Source organism: Aureispira sp. CCB-E, from assembly GCF_031326345.1.
In the GTDB taxonomy this organism is placed as follows: domain Bacteria; phylum Bacteroidota; class Bacteroidia; order Chitinophagales; family Saprospiraceae; genus Aureispira.
In genome coordinates this window covers 2,926,255-2,946,926 of the sequence record NZ_CP133671.1, presented here as the reverse complement: position 1 = coordinate 2,946,926, position 20,672 = coordinate 2,926,255, and the positions used below count along the sequence as shown (strand labels likewise).

Here is a 20,672-nt window from a genome sequence, read left to right as displayed (position 1 = left end):
GTTTTTTGATTCTTGTATCAGTTTTTTTATCCTGATAAAGAAGTGTGTGTTAAAACAAAATTTTAATTTTTGCCCTCAAAGCTTTTTTAGCTTTAAAGAGTTGTGATTTGGAAGTACCAATTGAAATTCCAAGAATTTGAGCAATTTCGTAATGTGAGTAACCTTCAATTTCGCGCATATTAAAGACAACTCGATATCCAAAGGGTAATTGTTGAATCAATTGGGTCAATTCTTTTGCGGTGATTTTTCCTAGCGTACTTTCTGACATGTCCATTTCATCTTCGACCAAATCTAAATCTTTAAAAGACTGTTGCCATTGGTGTTTTTTTAAATATAGAAATGCCGCATTGACAAAAATTCGATTGGACCAAGCTTTAAAACTACCTTTTTGGGGCTTAAATTGATTTAACTTTTCAAAAACACTACTAACAGCTTCCTGAAAAACATCGTGTGCCTCAAACCGATTGCTTGCATACCGCAGACAGATACCAAACCAGTATTGCTTGTGACGAGTGTAAAGCATTTCTATTGCTTTTTCGTCACCTTTCAAACTTCTCTTAATAAGTAGTTGGTCTTCCAAATTCATATCTGTGATAATTATCATTCTATCAGTGCTTAGTATAGAATGACTAAAAAGGTTGCCTAGCGCCTAAAAAATTTTATAAAAAATATGATTTTTTTTCTAGACAAGTAGAAAGATGGTGCAAAATACTCCTATAATAACATGAACACGATGCCATACAATGTTCTTGTAGCCAACTTAAGTAAGTGGTCAGAAAAAATAAGAACAAAAAATGGGATTATTTTTTTGCTAATCCAAGAAGAAAAAGGAAGGCTTAGCGAGCTAAGACAAGTTTTTCTAATGAAGAGTAGCGCAAAAAGAAGGCTGTTTTAGCTATGCTGCTACTGCGTGGTACTTGTTATTTTTTTGAACGATTACTTAACATTACTCCGTTGAAAAATCGTATTAATTTATTGCATGAGTGCTTCGCAGTTGATTATCAGCAAGATGCACTTTCGCCAACCTTTATACTAAAAGACTGATAATCAAACTAATGCAAGATGCTTTTTTATGTTTTTTGTAGGAAAACTAAACAACTAAGCGATAGCGATCTCACGACCGCAGGGAGCTAATCAACGGAGTATTACTTAATACACCAATACAATAAGAAACCCAACCAAGCAAGTTGCTCAGTTGGGCCCTCTATAAAAAATACCAATCATTTACATATTTAAGTAAGTTAAAACAGTGTTACTTCACTAGAAGATTTAGTTAGTTTCTCAGTTTCTAGTAACAAGACGTTATGCACACTTAACAAAGCATATAAATCAACGTCATTGGCTTTCAAACCATATTCTTTAAAACGTTTGAAGTAGCGCTCTATCGACGTTAATTGATTGGTCAATGCAGGCGCATCGTCCATATAATTGTGAAAAAGTTTTAATGATTTTTCATATTCAGAGAAAATCTCATTCAATTCATTTTCATAGCTTTTTTGACTCCAACGCCCTGCCAAGCAATACAACAACACCTGTTCAGTTCGAGTTCTTAGATGTGCGGCAGCATTAATCGTTGTTACTTGCTGTCTGTTGGCTGTTTCATTAATTTCCTTGACAACCGACTCACAAGCTACTAACATTTCTTGGCTTACCTCCAACAAAGAAGCAACATCCTCTTTAACCAATTCAGATCTAAAGACCGTTTGGCAACGTTCCCATTGAGTGCTTACAGAAGCCAGTGCATTTTTTAAAGAAGCCGTTTGAGCAAATGATTTGAGTTCTTCCAATTGCTTTTGAAAAACAAGTTTGTCTTTCTCTAATTGTTGCGCTTGGTGTTGACCATTCAAATCCATTGCTACTGCCAAATAGTTAGCAGCCATCTTTTGAGACAACATACATTGTTGATTGGCTTTTTCTATTGCTTCTTCTTCTACCATGCCGTTAATTTTTTCTCTATACAGCTCTGTTAAATCACCTAGTTCAGTTGCCAAATCTCCCGACCAATCGCTCAATTCTTCTCTATAACTATCTGTATCTTGCAAGTAATTTTTAATCACTTTCCATTTTTCAACCAAATTTTCTCCTCGTTTTTGAATGTTAGGAATTGGAATAGACAAACTTAATTTATTAAAGTTTTCAAGGTACTCATAACCCGTTTTCTCCAATTCTTTTGCAATACCCTCTTTTTTGATGCCCCAAGAAAGTGCATAGCTGTACATTAATATCCGTTCTGTTAGCATTTCTTGATGATCAATTTGCTTGATCCAATCTGCCATGGCATAGTTATAAGAACGAACATTTTTCTTGTAGATTTTTGCATATAGCTCCAACAACATACTCACATTATCACAAGCTCTTAACAATTCATTGTTGCTGTACAATAGCTTTTGCGCTCCCTCTTTGGTACTTGCATTCATTGCCTCATTTCTATAATCGGTCCATAAAGCATCTACAATATTCAACGCCTCAGTAATTTCATCCATTGGAGAAAATAACTTCAACTCATCTATATTCTGCTCAAAGCGATCAATATCTTTTTGACGTTCTTTTTGGTATTTCGTATTCTTTGAAATCCCTTCTAAAATATAGGTCTTGATAATTCTTTGAGTCAATACATTTTGTTGACCAGCCAAATCAATGGCATTATTTAATAATAAAGAAGCTACCCTCAAATCAATCAACACTTCATAGTTCTTGGTAATTTCTTCCATTGCTTCCAAGAGTCCTTTTCCCATTTTCAAAACTTTCTCAATATTCGAAAAGTCTTTTTCTTTTTGACCACAAGAAGTCGAGAGAGCTTCCCACTCTTTGCTTAATAAAATCAATCGATAATCTATTTCGGGTGTATTCTCTGTCGCTCCCATCAGTGCAGTTAGATTAGTTTGATAATGCTCCAAGGCAAGGTTTAATTCTTTATCAAACTTCGTGTTGCTTCCTATCAATGCATGATTTGCCAAAAAGTAAAGTAATACTCGTTCTGTTAACATTCTTTGTTGACCTGATCTATTTTCCAAATGGACAATGCTTGCATTCATTTGGTACAATCCATTTCTGTCTGCAAAACGATTGGCATACCACTCTACTTCTTTCGTAACCAAATCACAAGCTTCTAAAATAGTGTTGTTTTCTTCCAACAACAAAAGTATGTTTTCTTTCGTAGGGCGGCTTTGAACCAAGTTTTTATACTTGCTCCATAAAGTATTTACTTTTTCAATTCGTTTAGCGTATCTAGCACTAATACGAATAGCTTTCAACTCTCTTAATCTTTTTTCAAAGAGCAATACGGCTCCATCTAGCTCATCTTTATGAGTTCGAACGTCTGTTCCTAAATAAAGCGCGATATAAGATTTTGCCATACGTTGGGTAAGCATTCTTTCTGAACCAGCCTTATTTAATATCTCTCCGATTAGGAGTGTTTCTGTCTCTTGTGCTTGCAATACATTTGAACTCAAAAGGATAGCAACTAGCCATAAAATCTGTCTCATTTGATATGTGTGTTTTTTAAAGTCCTCTTCTATAAATAAAAACAAAAAATATTTCTATTATTATAATATCTATTATTTACCTCAAAGGTACGAGATCCAAACACGGCATAAAATGATAGGAAATACTTAGAAACATGACATTGGTCATTTGTATAGACAGCATAGATTTATGTTATCTAAAAAGCAACTACTTATACGCCCAAGACAATTACAAAAAAGCTTTTGTAAGCTAAAAAAAAATAGCGTGCACATTAAGTGCTTCTAGTTTAGTACATTTTCTTATAACAAAAATTCAATTGCTCGAAACAAGGGGCTTCACCTACTAAATCATTCGCTTGCTTCTAAAAAAGATTACCAAAGAAAAAGAAAATAGCATTGAACCTCCCAACAAAAACCAGAACGCATAAGGGCTTTTTTGCAGTGGCAAGTCATTGACATTCATACCATAAAAACTAGCTACTAAAGTAGGAACCATCAAAATAATGGTAATAAGTGTCAACCGTTGCATGACTTCATTTAGGTTGTTAGAAATCATAGAAGCCAAAGCGTCCATCGTATTGCTCAAAATATTGGTATAGATGTGCGCCATTTCTTGAGCTTGGCTATTATCAATCATAATGTCCTCTAGCAAATCTGCTTTTTCTTCATCTTTTTGGATACTCAACAAGTCCATTCGCTGTAGCTTTTGCTTTAACAGCGCATTGGAACTCAAAGCCGTAACAAAATAAACCAAGCTTTTTTCTAAACTCAACAGACGTTTTAAGTCTTTGTTTTGGCTAGACTCATACACTTCTTTTTCAATAATATTTCGGCGAACATTAATATCTTTTAGGCATCGAAGGTAGGTATAGACATTCTGTTCCAAAATTTGCAATACAAAAAGAGAAAAATCTTGTGGGTTAAAGCTGCGCACTTTGCTCTCTATAAACTTCTGCATGACAGCTGTTTCATAAGAAGAAATCGTAACAATATGTTCTGTTGTGATAATAATACCAATTGGAACAGTGATGTATAATGTCAGGTCATCCCTTCCTTTTTCATTCAAAGCGGGGGTGTTGACAACAATAAATTTCACATCATCTTCAATTTCAAAGCGAGTTCGTTCGTCAATATCCAAAGGATCGGTCAAAAAGTCTATAGGGACATCTAATTGCTCTGCTAGTTGATCAATTTCAACAGCATTAAATGGTGGAGAGATGTTTACCCAGCAGCCCGAAACCAAGCTTTCTAGCTCTTCTAACTTGCCCTTTTTTTGTTTTTCAAAATAACGAACCATAATACTTTGATTTAGTGTAAAAGCAAAATAATGGTGTTCCGTGTATTGGATAGTTTCTACTTTCTGTCATAGGGAATAGCGATTACACCCTCCATTTATGATTCGCCCAATAATCTAAAACCTTTATTAAGTGAATTACTTATGGTCTCGCACAGCAAATTATCGAGAAATTATCTTTAACAAACACTTATTTTGGCACGAAAATACAATATTCAATAGATAGAAAAGAGTACTTTTGTAATTATTCCTATTGTTGTCCTATATTTTTAGCAATTTGGGGACTCACTTAACACACTCCAATTATAACTTTAACGCTTTCTTAAAGTCAAAAAGTTGGATGGCATCGTTGTCCATAAAACGGCATATTTATACTATCAAATATGCTTGGGAGATACAACTTACAAGATCCCACATACAGCTCTATTTTATTAAAAATTTAATTATGCGCTTACAACATTCTTTATTAATTTTCAGCTTATTTTTCAGTGTTCAAACTTATTTATTCAGCCAAGACAAAGAATATCCAGAATTTAGAAACTACGACTACATCTATAAAGAATATATCAAAAGCGTCCGATTTTATCAATATGACTCAGAAACAGACTATCCCATACTAAGCCTTCAAAGCCCTGGTCATTTTATCTTATCGTTTGACGATATGGAAGCTTATACCAAGGATTTTTCTTATAAAATCATCCATTGTGATGCCAATTGGAATCCATCAGAAGAATTAGATGCACTAGATTATATTGATGGCTATCAAGAGAACCGTTTTTATGAATCTCAAAACTCATTCAACACAAAGGTTCCATACACACACTACGAAATTCAGCTTCCTAACGAAGATGTAAAATGGACAAAATCGGGCAACTACCTATTAAAAGTATATCGAGATAACGACGAGCGCGACCTGATTATTACCCGCCGATTTATGATTGTGGATACAAAGATGAAGGTCGTTCCTAATATGCGCCGTTCGGCAACACCTCCCTATTCTAGTTCTCATCAAGAATTGTTTTTTAGCATCGAACATGCAGGCATTAGAATCGGAAATCCTGGTTCTCAAATCAAGACGGCTGTTTTACAAAACGGGCGTTGGGATAACGCCATTACTGACTTAGAGCCTACTTTTATCCAAGATGAAGAAATTGGCTATGACATGCATGGCAAATTGCTTTTTCCAGGTTACAAAGAATTTCGTCCCTTAGATTTACGCTCTTTTAGATATCGAACACTACAAGTAGAACAGTTGAAGGAGTACAACGATGGTTTTGAACTCTGGCTATTTGAAGATGCTAACCGAAAATACACCTCGCATGTCTTTACCCACGATTTGAATGGCAAGTTCTTGATTGAGTCCAACGACGACCGAGAAGGAAAACTAGAAGGAGAATACGCTCAAATCAACTTTTCTCTCAAAGCACTTACTCCTTATGAGGGCGAGGTCTATGTATTGGGAGAGTTTAATAATTTTCGCCCAAAACCTTCTTACAAAATGAACTATAATAGCGATTGTCTGTGTTATCAATTAAGCAATACCTTTAAAAATGGTTTTTACGATTATTTTTATGGTGTTTTTGATCATGCTACGAACGAACTAAATATCCAAAAAATTGAAGGCAGTAGTTTTGAATCTGAAAATGATTATTTATTTTTAGTTTACTACAAACCTTTTGGTGGTCTATATGATCAACTGGTTGCTGTGCAAAAACTCAATACTAGACCCAAATAAGTCACTTCTTAATCGAAACGAATGAGCTTATACCGACCCAATCACTATAACACATTTCTACTTACAATTCTTCTACTTTTTGTAGTTGTTCTTTTATTAATCCCCTTACGACCTTCCGTTTGGGATAGAGATGATTTTTTAGTTGTCAATGACAGCCTAAATCAAGTGAATGGGGATACATTATTACAGAAAGATAGCTTTATTGTTACCACAACTAATGTTCAAGATACGCAGATTCGCCTCATTCACAATATAGACAGCGGAACAATAGATACTAACTTTGTCGTGCAAACCACAGAGATCAAGGATACTACTCAAATTACTATATTAACCACTCCCCCCACTGCTCCCACGGAAAACAAAGCAATTACAACCGATTTACCATCACTAGGCAGTCTAATTGTAGGCTTGCTCTTGTTTCTTATGTTAACGTGGTTGTTTGGCAAATGGCTTATTAATCGCTGGAAAAAACGCTATTGGTTGGAGTACAATGCCCCCTTGCAACCCTTAGCAACACTTGGTAATTCTGATTCTAGTATCAATATTGACTGGTCTAGTTTGCCTTTAAAAACAACGTCAAGCACTCCAACAGCTGCTTCAACAACGAAGGAGGTACCACAAGATACCGTAACAATAGATCCTCCCACAATTGAATCTCAATCAGTTAATAATGAACTACCTATCACCAGTTCTGATGACACCCCTACCCTAGAACTAGCCGTTTCTGATGCTACTAATAAAGAAGTGACCGCTACTCCCAAAGCCTCAAAAGATAAAAATCCATCTTGGTTCAGACTCTTTATAATAGAATTCTTTGGTCGGCTACCTCGTATTTTATTTGAAATCGGGCGAGGAATCACTTCTATCTTTAGCTTTTTTTCTACAGGAAATCAAAAAAGAAAACCTTTAGATTTAAAATGGCAGGATGGGGTTTCGGTTTTTATGATTCTATTCTTTTTACTGTGTAAATGGGTTATTTTTCCGTATCAACCTACTAGTCCAGCAGCCAATATTATCATTGGTTTGCTTGTTTGGGCTTCTCCTGCCTTGCTTCGGCTACATTGGGGCTGGGGTGTTTTGGGAATTGTTCTAATTTTCGGAGAAATTATTGGCTTAATAGTTTATATCGTCCTACAAGCACTCAAAGATTTAGAACCGAGCAATGGAGACTCCACGATTTACTGGATTATTGCCGCTGCATTGCTTGGACTCTCATTCTTATATTGGGCAAACAAAAAAGGTTTCTTCGCTAAAATAGCAACGATTAAAAGCTCTAGTTGGGCAGGTTTTCTGTTTATGACAATTGGTAGTCTATTTATCTTTCTTCCGTACATCCAACACCCTTTAGGAGCATTTCAAGGTTCTATACAATGGGGGGATGTGATCGCTCAACTAATTGGACTCTATGTTCTCTATGAAATTGGAGCAGCAGTGCTATCTGTCAAGACCCAACAACAACCTTCTGATGCTTCCAACTCGATTGCACCGCAACCTATTCAGGAACACCAAGTAGACGATAAGCAATCAAATGATTTAGCTAAAAAACTTTCTACCTCACTTTCTCACGAAGAGTTAAAAAAGTTATTTAACACCAAAAACTGGTATAAAAAAACAGCTCTAGATCAACTAGAAATGATTAGTTTGCCCAATCGACAACTGGATGAGCAAAGCGAGTTTGTCGTTCTATACTTGCCTGATTGTATTAATCTTCGTCAACTCTACTTATCCAACAATAATTTTAAGGAAATTCCTTACGAGATTAGCGAATTAGATCAATTAGAGGTTTTGAATTTATCTTATAATAATATTCACACGATTTTTCCAGACATTGCCTACCTAACCCATCTTAAAGTTCTATTTTTAGCTAATAATAATATTTCTAAAATCCCAAATGAATTAGGGGCATTAAAGCAATTGACTCAGTTGGATTTAACAGGCAATCCATTAACAAAAGATGCCATCACTGCTCTACAAGAATTACTTCCCAATACTACTCTAAAATTTGATACCATCAAAACAGACTTACCTCCTTCTAAAAAAGAAGTTGCAGTAGTATCAAAGGAAGATAAAAACCTAGAGAAAAAAGTCCGAAAAATTTTACACAAAGAATTAAAAACACCTCAACAGGTTTATGCCTTATCCAGTTTAATGAATCAGGGATTATCAGATTTGCCACTTTCTGTTTTACGAAATTTTCCCAATTTAAAAAGCCTATACCTCAACAGTAATCAATTCACTCAAATTCCCGAAGCAATATACCAACTGCCTTCGCTCTCAACTATAAGTTTTAGTTATAATCAACTAGATGCTATCCCAGATAGAATTATTGAATTACAAAACATACAAGAATTAGATTTTTCAGGCAATCCTATTCAGTCTTATTCTACTAATATTGTTCAGTTGCCTCATTTAAAGAAGCTAGCTTTAGGCAACCTTGGCTTAACTACCTTCCCTGCTTTTTTACTAAAAATGCAACAGTTGGAATCCTTGGATTTAACGGGCAACCATATCCTCCGACTGCCCGAAAACTTGTATAAACTAGGCAACCTAAAAGAACTTCGACTTAATTTCTCTGGTTTGAATATAATCCCTAATGAAATTTTCACACTAAAAAACCTACGTTCTCTAGATTGGACAGGCAATGGTTTAGAAACCATTCCCCCTGAGATTGCTCAATTGACAAAGTTAAACAAACTAATTCTTAGTTTTAATCAAAATTTAAAGAGTTCCGCAGATATTTTGCAGTCACTCCCCCCCGACTTAAAAGAATTCTATATCAGCGGATTACAAAAAGACTCTATAAACTCAATCATTAACAATATTGGTCTATTAAAAAATTTACAAACCTTGTGGTTAAGTTACAATGAGTTAAAAGAAGTGCCCAACTCGCTATTTGATCTAAAAGAAATGAGAAGGTTAAGTTTGGCTTGTAACCAACTAAATACATTGCCAGAACAAATAGGCAGTCTCTCTAACTTGGAATATTTGTATTTAGACGACAATCAATTAACATCCTTGCCTACAAGCATTAAAAAACTAAAAAAGCTACGCTATCTAAATTTAAAAGATAATCCTATTGACATACAACAAAAGAGATCATTACAACATTCCTTGCCCAATGTAAAAATTTACTTTTAGCTGTTGTTCCCTCTTTTAAAGCCACTATTAGAATACTTAACAATAACACAAACAAGAGTAACAATACTGATAGTCTTCCTCAGATAACAACTATTATTCATTAAAAATCAACAACTTAACAGCAAAGTAATATTTTTTTTATCTTTTTTTTTTTGATAAATGCCTTTCCCTGTATTTTGAATATTATTTTAAAATGCTTTTTTTAGTAGAGTATTTTTTAATATAATAATGCCACGCTATGAAAACTCTAACAATAATAACTTTATTAATGGTTTTATGCTGTTCCCAATCAGCTTTTTCACAACAACAATTAGATAGCACTTCAACATGGAAAATTCTAAGAAATGGGCATAATTCTCTTGGAGCATACAAAGAATATATCACAATTAGTATTGATGGAGATACAACAATTCAATCTAAAGTTTACTACAAACTTTATCAACATGGAATAGATTCTACCAATAACTGGACAGGAGGTACGACTACAAGTTTAGTTCCTAAAAGTTTTTATGGCTTGATTCGAGAAGATAATAACAAGTTTTATAGTTACCAACTCTCTGGGCAAGAATCCTTGTTATATGACTTCACGAAGTTGATTGGAGACACTATAACCCATTATTGTACTGATACTGTTGCTTTTATTGACACTGTCTTTTTAGGTACAACTCCTTTAAGAAGATGGAATTTTTCAACTTATTCTGACATGAATTCATACATTGAAGGCATCGGAGCTGTTTCTGAGCCAATAGGTGGTCTTTGCCAGCTTGTTGGAGGCAGTACTCGTTTGCTTTGCTATGAAAAACAAGGAGAGCAATTAATCGTTACTCCTGGTTATTCTTGCTCTGTGTTCAATACGACTTCCAAAGTTCAAGAAGAAAATAGTCTTGTAAAAGTTCAAATATACCCTAATCCGAGTTCTGAAAAAATTTCGATTCGCATCGACGCTCTCAATCAAAATGATTTCGATATACAACTTTATCACACTAATGGAGTATTATTAAAAAGTCAGTATTTAAACGGGCAATTCATCGAATTAAATTTAAGCGACTACTCTAGAGGAATCTACTGGTTAAAGATCCAATCTCCTCAACAAACACTCACCTATAAATTAATCAAAATCTAACCATTAGAACAATTGATTTAACTGCTCACTTTTTTTAGAAGTGAGCAGTTATAATTTGATGCGCAAAATTCTTCTAAAATTTCTACAACTACTATGCACCTTCTGCACTTGGATAGACTCCATTTTCAATCCAATCAATAGCTTTTTCTTCCCAATCAGGTGTTTCCGAAGCATTGATAAATATTTTGGTATTAATAACACCAGTTTTGGTGCATATGCGTTTGGATTGCATGTCTGTAATTACCGAATTAGTAATTGTAGCAGAGCGACTAATTCTAGGTTTAAATTTCTTTTGAGTAGCCATTAGTATTTCTTGGCTTTTGGCTGGCATAGCGGTCATTTCTATCATATCAATGAGCATACCAAAAGAGGGAGGCAGTTCGTCTAATAAAGTCAACATTTCGCTTTGCCATGCTTTCATTTCCGTTTCTCTTAAAAAACCTGCGAATGTTAACTTTACGCCATAATCTTTTTGTTCTACGTTGTACATATATGAATCTTTTAAACTTAGGGACTAAAAAAGAACATTATCATTATACTTCCGACACATAGGACGTTGTACGATAAGTATCAAATGCTTATCAATTTAACACTTTTTTATTTTTTTTCAAAAAAAACTGCTGTGTATGTGTCTTAAAATTCAATAAACGAGTCCTTAATTTGCACTTATAGATTAACTTTTAGCACTTTCTTTTTCTTTTAACATAGTCCAAAACCTAGTATTTTGAATCTGTTTTTTAAATTTTACAGCATTAAATTTTTTATCTGAAGATCCCAATCTATAGGAGTTGCCATAAAGAATAAACATTCCGATTTTTGCTTTTGTCTGTTTACCATTCTTCTCAATAAAAGCTCTTTCTGTTTTTACCTTTTGCAAAGCTTCATTAAAAGCCTCTTTAAAGCTATCAAAGCCATATACTTCATCAATTAAGTCCAATGCTCTTTGGCTAATTCTAGAATAAAAATCAACACTCGTAAAGCCTCCCCAATCAGGTTTCCTAAAAAATACATCTACGTCAATAGCCTTGTTTACCAAAACCCAGATCGCTTTTTCTTTTTGGTTATTCTCCAAATAAAACTCTGCTTTCCACATAGCAATAGAAACCGCCCTTTTCTCAAAAGAAGTTGCACTGAAAGTTTCATAAGGATACTTGGTTTCTGCCCAAAGCAGATAATTTAAACCTTCCTCATATTTCTTTTCCTTGGATAAAATTCGAGCCATTTGCATACAAGCATTATGATGATAGTTCGCATAGGGTTCCATAATTCCTGTTCCTGGATCAAAATTATTTAAATCTTTTTCTAAAATTTTTGTAATCCATAATTTGGCATTTTCAAAGTCTTCAAGTTGCTCATAAACCAAAGGAATATTATGTAAACTATTCTTATAACAAGACGAAGTATCTGAAAATGTATGAACAATCTGCAACCAATAGCTTAACGAAGAATCTATTTTTTCATCGTTATAAAGTGCAATACTACGACTAAAGAGAGAATCGCACTCAGTATTTTGTGCAAATGACAAAAAAGAAAGACAGCATAAGATAACACTTAGGATAGTTTTCATGGATTTAGATTTAACGCTACTCCGTTGAAAAATCGTATTAGTTTACTGTATGAGTGCTTCGCAGTTAATTATCAGTAAGATGAATCACTGTTAACCTTTACACTAAAAGACTAATAATCAAACTAATGCAAGATGTTTTTTTATGTTTTTTATAGAAAAACTAAAAAACTAAGCTTGCGCCCTCATGACCAGAGGGAATAATCAACGGAGTATTAATTTAACATTACTCCGTTGAAAAATCGTATTAGTTTACTGCATGGTATTTCTATGCCCCAAACGAACGCAGCGAATAATAATCAACGAAGTATTAATTTTAAATAGTTTTTACTAGGATACTTTACAAAGTAAGCTAGCGATCTCATAGGCATAGCAAACTACAGTAATAATATAATAACGAAAAATAATACCAAAAGATACCACCTCAAAAGGTAAAATTTTGATGCTAATTTTTTATTGCTTTAGTATCGAACCTAACAGACTTCTTTTAGCTGTAAAAAGACAACGTATATTGCTTATTGGAAGATTTTTATCATAACATAAAAAAAGCGCTTCAATAAGATTATTGAAGCGCTTTGCGGTCTGGACGGGACTCGAACCCGCGACCCCCTGCGTGACAGGCAGGTATTCTAACCAACTGAACTACCAGACCAAAATGAGTAAACTCACTTTGTATTTTATTGTAAAAGTTGCGGTCTGGACGGGACTCGAACCCGCGACCCCCTGCGTGACAGGCAGGTATTCTAACCAACTGAACTACCAGACCAACTCTTTATTTTGTTGCGATTACAAGCATGTCTTGTAACTAGTGCGATGCAAATATAGGGCAAAAATCAGTACTTGCAAATATTTGAGCAGTATTTTTTAAAGTTTTTTTAAAGTTTTTTTTGCACAAAAACCTAGTCACTACATAATCAAGTATTTAAGAAGAAACTTTTTTTTCTGTTTTTTTTTCAAGAAGCAAAGATGCGTACAAAAACAGCTTATATTCGTTCGCTGTGATTCGTGCTTGATTGGTATATCCTGTTCTCAAATCAGTAATGGTAGAAGCCTTGTGCTCCTCTCCCAACGATATATCATACAACCGTACTACAAAATTAGTTCCTAGTTCCACCTTCTTTTCTTCCGATCGTCGAATTTCTACCTGTATAGGCAACGGATTTTGATGCGAGCGATAAAACAAGTGATACCCCGCCTCTGCAATTAACAATTGGTGTGCCCCATAACCTTCGATATAAAAAACAGCATCAATCAACTTAAAAGACAATCCTAGTTCTTCAAAAATTGCTTTGTAAACTCGTTTTAAATATTTTATTTCTTCCTGCCCTTGATTGCTAATCGTTGAGCGAATTTCAATTTCTAGCTTATCCAATTGTTCTCGTTCCAAATGCTCTACCTTTACTTTTAGAAAAGCTACATCAAAATAATCGGTCAAGTACACCGACTGTTGGCGATCGAATTGCTCAGGAGCATTTTGATAAACATAACGCAACTCTTCCAACGCGCTTTTTTGAAACAATTGCTCTTTGAGTAAAATTTTATCAATTTTAGTCGTATCTCGTTTATAAATAATACTACTTGTTCCAGCACTTTTTAAGCGTAGAGAAGTAGATACGATATGATCCAAATACTTGCTTCTCACTCCTAACAACATTCTATTCGCATCCTCCTTTTTCTCTGCCAACTGATTTTTTAAGTCATAATATTGCCAGTCCAAATCATCCCCTTCATTCATATCAATTACATAATCCTCTTCAGCATCTAAGACGGCCAAACGATCTTCTATGGATTCAATTTCTTCAATCAGAAAACCATAAAACCGCTTTAATTGATTCTCGGTAGGGATTGGAGGTAAAAAGTTTTCTTGTAAGGGGTTGACAAAATCAAGTACTTCAATCTTGGGGTATAAGGTTCCATTTTTCAGCTTAATATCAAAAATGACAGGTTGGTCAGAAGTTGTTTTAATTAATTGCTCTGCCGAAAAAGCGGTTAAATCCTTTTCTATTTGACGTTTCAAAGCACGCCCTCCCATTTTAGCATTAAACCCACGTCTAGCCACCCACTCTAGAGCATCGTCTGAAATATTCAAAATAGTTGTCCGCCGCACAAAACCATCTCGACTTAACAAATTCTGAATTTGCAGTTTGGCAATTCCTAAAATATGCTCTAGCTCTAAAGCGTTAAAAATAACTGTTTTATCAATTCGATTAATGAACTCAGGTCGGAAAAAATTCTCTACCGCTTTCCTATAAATAGCATCATCCGTACTTTTTTGAGTTTGAAAGCCAAGTTGATTGTCTACATCTGACGCTCCAATATTAGAGGTCATAATAATAATGGTATTTCCAAAATCAACCGTTCGCCCCAAAGCATCTGTCAAACGACCATCATCTAGAACTTGCAGGAGTAAATCATGAATCTTAGGATGTGCCTTCTCTATTTCATCAAACAAAACTACCCCAAAAGGATTATAACGAATTTTTCCTGTCAACTGTCCTTCTGGATTATAATAATCGCCAATCAAACGAGACAAAGCCATTTCGTCAATATACTCGTTCATATCAAAACGCATCAACTTTTTAGCATCTCCCAACAAATATTCACAGATAATTTTAGCCGCTTCCGTTTTACCAACTCCTGTCGGACCAATAAACAGGAAGGAGCCCAAGGGTTTGTTAGGATCATTTAATTTGGCTTTGATGGTGTGAATCACATTGGTCAAACAATCTACAGCATTTTTTTGACCAACCAATGAGGCCTCAATATGTTGGCGCACCTCATTTTCTTCAAACGTGTACCCCATGTCAAAAATTTGGCTACTCAAACCACTATACATCTCGAATTCCTCTTGTGCCTGTTCTACATCAACCGTTTGCATACTATATTTAACCGCCAATTGTGTCAACAGTTTTGAAACAGAACCAGGTAAGGCCTTGCGCTTAAAATAGTTTCTATGAATGGTAAATAATTGCCGAACTGCTGGGATTGAAATGGTACATTGGTGTTGTAATTCCAAGCGTTTGCGTTCTTCCAAAACCATTTTAACCGCTGTTTCTAAGGTTGGTTGTTGAATCCGTATTACTTGAAACAAATCTGTAAACCGACGATCTTTCTCCTGTATAATTTTCCATTCCTCTGGTGTTGCAATCAGAATAACTTGCAACAAGCGTTTTTCCAGATAAGGTTTCAAAACATCACTCAAAGTCATGCTGTTTTGTGACGACTTGCCAATACGGAGCATTGCTACCACATTGTTGATTAGGATTTTGTCTGTTTTTTTTCCTTTTTGACGAGTTTTAAGGTGTTGCAATATTGCCTCAAAACGCTTCTGCCACATACCAACCACACTCATTCCTGCAATAATACGAGTAGGGTCAATATGCCAAAGCCTAGTCATTTTTTCTGTATCTGGCTTATCCCATGTCTTGCAGAAACGATAGACAATTTCGTGAATCAAGCTATGTTTGCCAACGCCTTCCTCTCCTACCAATACAATCGGTGTATTCTCTTGTTGATAAACAATCCCTGACAACTGCTGCACCAATTCTTCTCTCTGAAAAGCCCGTTTCAAACCAACTGGATACAATTCGTTTAAATTTACGCCAACCTTTCCAACTTCTTCGGCACCGTCAAAATCTTCCTGCCCTCCAAAAAAGGCAAACATCCAATCGTCCGCACTGCTCTCAAATCGAAAGTTGTTATGCGCCACATTCACCTTAAATTCCAAGGTAGTCACAAACTCTCCTTTACTGGCATAGTAGGGATCCATATCCAACGTAGTCAATCCAGCATTTTTTTTGTAAATCCGCAACAGCTTTTCAATCACCAATTGTGTTTGGATGCTAATGTCTTTAAAGCTGTTTTCAGCTTCTTCCATGACAAAAACAAAAGAATTAAAACTAGGCAAGCACACAAATGTCTTTTCTTGTAGCTGAAAATAAATGATACTAAAAGAACCGTTTACCGATTGTTTGCCTGCTACAAAATTCATTTTTAGCACCTTGTGTTGCATCTTAGGGCTAAACATATACCACAACAAATAATCAGCATTGGAACGCCCAATTTTTAAGCCTTTAAAATGATCTCGCACTTCTTTCTTAAACAGTGAGACGGCTTCCTCATAACGCCGATTGACGGCAACAGGATTTGGAAAAAAAATAGGGGCAATATGATATTGTTGTTGTTTGTTAATCTCTAAATGTTGTACCATTACGGGTACTGTTACCGTTACTTGGCTCATGTATGCTGCTTCTTTTTTGGTTGTTTGGGTCTTATCTTATGTTTCCCTTCTTATAACTGGTCTTTGAAACTACAAAATAGGCTTTTTGTTTTTTATTTTAAAATCGTAGATGGATTGGTGGGTTTTATTTTTTGGAATGTGTATCTTGGGATTCAAATTATATGCAAAAAATGAAGCAAGAAGAACAATATTCACCCGCCGTTTATTTTAAATCATTGACGATTGAGGGCATCCATTGTTTTAAATCAGAACAAACCATTGACCTTACAGACAATGATGATAATCCTGCTATGTGGACGGTTATTTTGGGAAATAATAATACAGGGAAGACTACGCTTTTGAAGTGTTTGGCTATTTATAATGATCAAGAAAACCCCAACAGTTCTAGCTTTCTTACTCATAAACACAATGCTATTAACATTGTCAATTATTCAATTAATATAAGATTAAATAATCATGCATTTCGACGTATTAAAGATTATACTAGTCACCAAACATCCGAATTGAATGCCCTCCTCAATAACGATAACAATTCTCTCCTACTTATTGACGCATACAGCACCCAACGGAAACAAGGCAAAAGTACATTTATAGAATACCAACTCAATGATCGAGCAGAGTCCTTATTTAAAGATGACATAGAATCCATTATCAACGCAGAAGAATGGTTTTTAGGGACAAAATTTGATGCTCTAAATGGAGATAAAAAAGCAGAACAAAATTTAACTCAAATTACCCATACACTAGTTTCCATTTTACCCGATATTACCAACATAGAAATTGGTGGAAACGGAAATAGGCGCGTCCACTTCGTCACCAAAGGAGGCGAAAGAGTTCTAGTGAATCAATTGGGTTCGGGATACCAAAGTTTGGTCACTTGGGTCGTAGACTTTGCCAAACGTATGTTTGACCGTTATCCTACTAGCGACAATCCATTGGCGGAACCAGCTATTGTTTTGGTTGATGAAATTGATTTGCATTTGCACCCCGAATGGCAACGTAAAATTGTATCTTTTTTGAGAGATAAGTTTCCTAAAACGCAATTCATTGTTACTGCTCACAGCCCTTTAGTAATTCAATCTTCAGATGATATTAATGTGGTGGTCTTGCAAAAGAATGAGGAAACAGATGAAGTAAGTATTTATCAGCCCAAAGAAACCAACTTTCAAGGTTGGACAATAGAAGAAATTCTATCTGATTTGATGGGGATGGGAGCAAAAATTCGTTCCGATAAATACTTAGAACTTTTATCAAGATTCAATGAAGGTTTAGACGAAGATAATTATCAGCTAGCAAATATAGCTTTTGAAGAATTAAAACAGATTTTAAACCCCCAAAGTGCAAAATTAGAATTGTTAAAACTCCAAATGGCATCTTTAAGTAATGATTAAATTAACCTTTGAACCTAGACCTATTGGATTAACAGATGCCCTTGTAAAAGAGTTAACCGATTTATTCAAACAAAATAAAAAAAAGGCAGTTTGGAAACGAAAAGATATTAAACAAGCACTTCTAAAAATGTCTAACAACAAATGTTGTTACTGCGAATGTGATGTTGTTCAAGCAAGTAACTATATGCAAGTAGAGCACTTTTATCATAAAGATAAATTTGAAGACAAAGTACTAGATTGGGAAAATTTACTTCCTTGTTGTCAACGTTGCAACACCACAAAAAACGACCATGATGTTGTGGAGACACCTTTAATCCATCCTGCTATTGACAATCCTCAAGACGAGCTTTCTTTTAAACTATATCGACTTTATGGTAAGACAGATTTAGGAAAGGAAACCATTCGTAAAATCAACCTTAACGATGATGATAGATTGGTCGATGTTCGTTATGCCTTGGGTAAAGAACTTATTTTTGAATTAGAAGAAATCTTAGATAAAGCGGAACGTTTTGAAAAAGGACTATATAGCCAAAAAGGACGGCTGACTTCTCATTTATCCAAAATCATGAAACGTTGCATTCCTAGTACTGTTTTCAGTGCTACCAAAGCAACCATTCTACTCCATGAGGATTCTTATCAACAAACCAAAGCAATTTTTATAAAACACAATCTCTGGGCACCTACATTTCAAGAATTAGAAGACTTGGCAAAATCTTGTGCTTTAGATTTAAAATAAACCAAAAACATGCTCAAAATAGGCGTCTTAGGACTAGGTCATTTAGGTAAAATTCATGTCAAATGCATTCAAATGATTGACCAATACGAGTTAGTTGGCTTATTTGACATAGACCAAAAGTTAACCTCCAAGATAGCGACAGAACAGAATGTTCAAGCTTTTGAATCGGTTGAAGCCTTGATCGAAGCAGTAGATGTAGTAGACATTGTAACGCCAACCATTACCCATTTTGAGTTGGCAAAAAAAGTTGTTGCTGCTGGCAAGCATTTTTTTATCGAAAAACCAATTACCCATACGCTTCAAGAAGCACAAGAACTCTGCGCATTGGTGCAAAACCAACCCATCAAAGCACAAGTAGGACACGTAGAGCGTTTTAATCCTGCCTTGTTAGCCATCGAAGATAAGAACTTAAATCCTATGTTTGTAGAAGCGCATCGGTTGGCCTTGTTTAATCCTAGAGGAACAGACGTCTCTGTTGTATTGGATTTAATGATTCACGACTTGGATATTATTTTAAAATTAATTCCTCACGAAGTTCATTCTGTCCAAGCGAGTGGCGTTGCTATTGTTAGTTCTTCGGCAGATATTGCCAATGCTCGAATAGAATTCAAAAATGGCGCCATTGTCAATATTACAGCCAGCCGTATTTCTATGAAAAATATGCGCAAATTGAGAGTTTTTCAATCCGATGCCTATCTGAGTTTGGATTTTCTAAACAAACAAACAGAAGTGGTGCGCATTCACGAGCAAATTCCAACAGGTAAAGACAATTGCATGGAATTGGATACCAGTATTGGTAAACGCTATATTGAATTAGATATGCCTGAAGCCAAGCCCAACAATGCTATTAAAATGGAATTAGAGTCCTTTGCCAATAGCATTCTTAGCAACCAACCAACAAAAGTCGCCTTAGAAGATGGGTTAAAAGCCTTGCAATTAGCTTATTGGATCATGCAAGAGATTGAACATCATCAAAATCGAATTACAACCAACCAAAATCAACATAAACTATTTTAAGAACATTACTTTTCTTTCCTTTAAGAAAATAGAATTCGTTGAAACCATAAGCAGAAGAACAAAATGTTTAATAATAATTTTGAGTTCTTACCTATTCTTAGGGGATTCTATTATTTTTGTGCCATACCATACATTTCCTACAGTTTGAAGAATCTTAATCAAGTTACTTTTGACTTCAAACTCATTTTCAAAAAATAGACAACAACAATGAAACACTTAATTGCACCTTCAATTCTAGCTGCTGATTTTGCCAACATGGGAAGAGACATCCAAATGTTACACGAGAGCAATGCCGACTGGGTACACGTAGATGTCATGGATGGTCGTTTTGTGCCCAATATTTCTTTTGGATTCCCTGTCCTAAAAGCCATCAAACCTTTAACAGACAAAGTAATGGATTGTCATTTGATGATTGAGGAACCAGAAAAATATGTTGAAGAATTTGCTGCCGCTGGAGCCGATATTATTACCATTCACTACGAAGCAACCAACCACTTGCATCGTGCGATGCAACAGATTAAAGCAACAGGAGCTAAAGCTGGTGTTGCCTTAAACCCACATACTAGAGTAGACCTATTGTTTGACATCTTAGAAGAAATTGATTTGGTTTGCTTGATGTCTGTAAACCCTGGGTTTGGAGGGCAAAAGTTCATTTATTCGACGTTGCAAAAAGTACGAGATTTAAAAGCTGAAATTATCACTCGAAACTTAAATACCAAAATTGAGATTGATGGTGGTGTGGGGTTGCAAAACGCAGAAGTTTTATTGCAAGCGGGTGCTGATGTATTGGTAGCGGGTTCTGCTGTTTTCAAAGCCGAAGATCCAAAGGATATGATCAATCGCCTAAAACAAGTGGGCGTTGAAAAAATCATCTAATACTCAACAATAGTTAGCTGCGCTCACGAGCTCACGAAGTAATCAACGACCACGAAGTAGCAGCTCAGCTAACTACTAACTCAACACAAGTGTA

General features: G+C 35.2%; 13 protein-coding genes and 2 tRNA genes. 7 read left to right on the top strand and 8 right to left on the bottom strand.

From position 1 onward, the window contains the following. Positions 1 to 49: 49 nt before the first annotated feature. The 3 genes from QP953_RS11110 to QP953_RS11100 form a co-directional block, all read right to left on the bottom strand. Positions 50 to 604: an RNA polymerase sigma factor gene (locus QP953_RS11110; RefSeq protein ID WP_081909411.1), complete on the bottom strand. Its 555-nt coding sequence runs from the start codon at positions 602 to 604 to the stop codon at positions 50 to 52. A gap of 637 nt (positions 605 to 1,241) precedes the next feature. Then, the gene (locus tag QP953_RS11105) at positions 1,242 to 3,485 is read right to left on the bottom strand and encodes a type IV pili methyl-accepting chemotaxis transducer N-terminal domain-containing protein (protein ID WP_309555053.1); all 2,244 of its coding nucleotides are present in this window, start codon (positions 3,483 to 3,485) and stop codon (positions 1,242 to 1,244) included. 322 nt (positions 3,486 to 3,807) lie between these two features. Further along, positions 3,808 to 4,761 (bottom strand): magnesium transporter CorA family protein, encoded by a 954-nt coding sequence (locus tag QP953_RS11100; protein WP_052591899.1) that lies wholly within the window; start codon positions 4,759 to 4,761, stop codon positions 3,808 to 3,810. Positions 4,762 to 5,203: 442 nt separating this feature from the next. Here QP953_RS11100 and QP953_RS11095 point away from each other — a divergent pair, with 442 nt between their 5' ends. The 3 genes from QP953_RS11095 (at position 5,204) to QP953_RS11085 (ending at position 10,754) form a co-directional block, all read left to right on the top strand. Next, the gene (locus QP953_RS11095) at positions 5,204 to 6,493 is read left to right on the top strand and encodes a DUF5103 domain-containing protein (protein ID WP_309555051.1); all 1,290 of its coding nucleotides are present in this window, start codon (positions 5,204 to 5,206) and stop codon (positions 6,491 to 6,493) included. Positions 6,494 to 6,514: 21 nt separating this feature from the next. Continuing rightward, entirely contained in the window at positions 6,515 to 9,631 is a 3,117-nt protein-coding gene (locus QP953_RS11090) for a leucine-rich repeat domain-containing protein (RefSeq protein ID WP_309555050.1), read from the top strand. A gap of 238 nt (positions 9,632 to 9,869) precedes the next feature. Continuing rightward, positions 9,870 to 10,754 carry a T9SS type A sorting domain-containing protein gene (locus QP953_RS11085; protein WP_309555049.1) on the top strand — a complete coding sequence of 295 codons (885 nt, stop codon included), beginning with the start codon at positions 9,870 to 9,872 and terminating at the stop codon, positions 10,752 to 10,754. 91 nt (positions 10,755 to 10,845) lie between these two features. On the opposite strand, the gene QP953_RS11080 is transcribed toward QP953_RS11085, so the two are convergent. The 5 genes from QP953_RS11080 to QP953_RS11060 form a co-directional block, all read right to left on the bottom strand. Further along, the gene (locus QP953_RS11080) at positions 10,846 to 11,244 is read right to left on the bottom strand and encodes a hypothetical protein (protein ID WP_052591905.1); all 399 of its coding nucleotides are present in this window, start codon (positions 11,242 to 11,244) and stop codon (positions 10,846 to 10,848) included. Positions 11,245 to 11,427: 183 nt separating this feature from the next. Further along, positions 11,428 to 12,321 (bottom strand): hypothetical protein, encoded by an 894-nt coding sequence (locus QP953_RS11075; protein ID WP_309555047.1) that lies wholly within the window; start codon positions 12,319 to 12,321, stop codon positions 11,428 to 11,430. Between the two features lie 575 nt (positions 12,322 to 12,896). After that, positions 12,897 to 12,970: transfer RNA gene (locus tag QP953_RS11070), tRNA-Asp, on the bottom strand. 40 nt (positions 12,971 to 13,010) lie between these two features. Continuing rightward, positions 13,011 to 13,084: transfer RNA gene (locus tag QP953_RS11065), tRNA-Asp, on the bottom strand. 156 nt (positions 13,085 to 13,240) lie between these two features. Next, entirely contained in the window at positions 13,241 to 16,558 is a 3,318-nt protein-coding gene (locus QP953_RS11060) for an AAA family ATPase (protein ID WP_309555046.1), read from the bottom strand. A 170-nt stretch (positions 16,559 to 16,728) separates the two neighbouring features. Here QP953_RS11060 and QP953_RS11055 point away from each other — a divergent pair, with 170 nt between their 5' ends. From QP953_RS11055 to rpe, 4 genes are all read left to right on the top strand, one after another. Continuing rightward, positions 16,729 to 17,949, top strand: a complete 1,221-nt coding sequence (locus QP953_RS11055; protein WP_309555045.1) for an AAA family ATPase — start codon at positions 16,729 to 16,731, stop codon at positions 17,947 to 17,949. Next, entirely contained in the window at positions 17,942 to 18,685 is a 744-nt protein-coding gene (locus QP953_RS11050; protein WP_052591936.1) for a hypothetical protein, read from the top strand. The genes QP953_RS11055 and QP953_RS11050 overlap by 8 nt, the downstream gene beginning before the upstream one ends. A gap of 9 nt (positions 18,686 to 18,694) precedes the next feature. After that, entirely contained in the window at positions 18,695 to 19,702 is a 1,008-nt protein-coding gene (locus QP953_RS11045; protein ID WP_309555044.1) for a Gfo/Idh/MocA family oxidoreductase, read from the top strand. Between the two features lie 207 nt (positions 19,703 to 19,909). Beyond that, on the top strand, positions 19,910 to 20,578 hold the full coding sequence (gene rpe, locus QP953_RS11040) for a ribulose-phosphate 3-epimerase (protein ID WP_052591940.1): 669 nt from the start codon (positions 19,910 to 19,912) through the stop codon (positions 20,576 to 20,578). The last annotated feature ends 94 nt before the right edge of the window (positions 20,579 to 20,672 follow it).